Origin of the sequence: Escherichia whittamii, from assembly GCF_014836715.1 — a bacterium.
GTDB lineage: Bacteria > Pseudomonadota > Gammaproteobacteria > Enterobacterales > Enterobacteriaceae > Escherichia > Escherichia whittamii.
In genome coordinates, this window is sequence record NZ_JACSQI010000025.1 from 1 (window position 1) to 1,737 (window position 1,737).

The 1,737-nt window shown below is 52.5% G+C and carries 1 rRNA gene; it reads left to right on the forward strand.

Annotation, left to right across the window (positions count from 1 at the left end):
• Positions 1-146 precede the first annotated feature (146 nt).
• Positions 147-1,688 (forward strand): 16S ribosomal RNA (locus tag H9644_RS21300).
• Positions 1,689-1,737: the final 49 nt, after the last annotated feature.

The window sequence follows — 1,737 nt, forward strand, 5'->3', positions numbered from 1 at the left end:
ACTGCTCTTTAACAATTTATCAGACAATCTGTGTGGGCACTCGAAGATACGGATTCTTAACGTCGCAAGACGATAAATGAATACCAAGTCTCAAGAGTGAACACGTAATTCATTACGAAGTTTAATTCTTTGAGCATCAAACTTTTAAATTGAAGAGTTTGATCATGGCTCAGATTGAACGCTGGCGGCAGGCCTAACACATGCAAGTCGAACGGTAACAGGAAACAGCTTGCTGTTTCGCTGACGAGTGGCGGACGGGTGAGTAATGTCTGGGAAACTGCCCGATGGAGGGGGATAACTACTGGAAACGGTAGCTAATACCGCATAACGTCGCAAGACCAAAGAGGGGGACCTTCGGGCCTCTTGCCATTGGATGTGCCCAGATGGGATTAGCTAGTAGGTGGGGTAACGGCTCACCTAGGCGACGATCCCTAGCTGGTCTGAGAGGATGACCAGCCACACTGGAACTGAGACACGGTCCAGACTCCTACGGGAGGCAGCAGTGGGGAATATTGCACAATGGGCGCAAGCCTGATGCAGCCATGCCGCGTGTATGAAGAAGGCCTTCGGGTTGTAAAGTACTTTCAGCGGGGAGGAAGGGAGTAAAGTTAATACCTTTGCTCATTGACGTTACCCGCAGAAGAAGCACCGGCTAACTCCGTGCCAGCAGCCGCGGTAATACGGAGGGTGCAAGCGTTAATCGGAATTACTGGGCGTAAAGCGCACGCAGGCGGTTTGTTAAGTCAGATGTGAAATCCCCGGGCTCAACCTGGGAACTGCATCTGATACTGGCAAGCTTGAGTCTCGTAGAGGGGGGTAGAATTCCAGGTGTAGCGGTGAAATGCGTAGAGATCTGGAGGAATACCGGTGGCGAAGGCGGCCCCCTGGACGAAGACTGACGCTCAGGTGCGAAAGCGTGGGGAGCAAACAGGATTAGATACCCTGGTAGTCCACGCCGTAAACGATGTCGACTTGGAGGTTGTGCCCTTGAGGCGTGGCTTCCGGAGCTAACGCGTTAAGTCGACCGCCTGGGGAGTACGGCCGCAAGGTTAAAACTCAAATGAATTGACGGGGGCCCGCACAAGCGGTGGAGCATGTGGTTTAATTCGATGCAACGCGAAGAACCTTACCTGGTCTTGACATCCACAGAACTTTCCAGAGATGGATAGGTGCCTTCGGGAACTGTGAGACAGGTGCTGCATGGCTGTCGTCAGCTCGTGTTGTGAAATGTTGGGTTAAGTCCCGCAACGAGCGCAACCCTTATCCTTTGTTGCCAGCGGTCCGGCCGGGAACTCAAAGGAGACTGCCAGTGATAAACTGGAGGAAGGTGGGGATGACGTCAAGTCATCATGGCCCTTACGACCAGGGCTACACACGTGCTACAATGGCGCATACAAAGAGAAGCGACCTCGCGAGAGCAAGCGGACCTCATAAAGTGCGTCGTAGTCCGGATTGGAGTCTGCAACTCGACTCCATGAAGTCGGAATCGCTAGTAATCGTGGATCAGAATGCCACGGTGAATACGTTCCCGGGCCTTGTACACACCGCCCGTCACACCATGGGAGTGGGTTGCAAAAGAAGTAGGTAGCTTAACCTTCGGGAGGGCGCTTACCACTTTGTGATTCATGACTGGGGTGAAGTCGTAACAAGGTAACCGTAGGGGAACCTGCGGTTGGATCACCTCCTTACCTTAAAGAACTGTTCTTTGCAGTGCTCACACAGATTGTCTGATGAAAA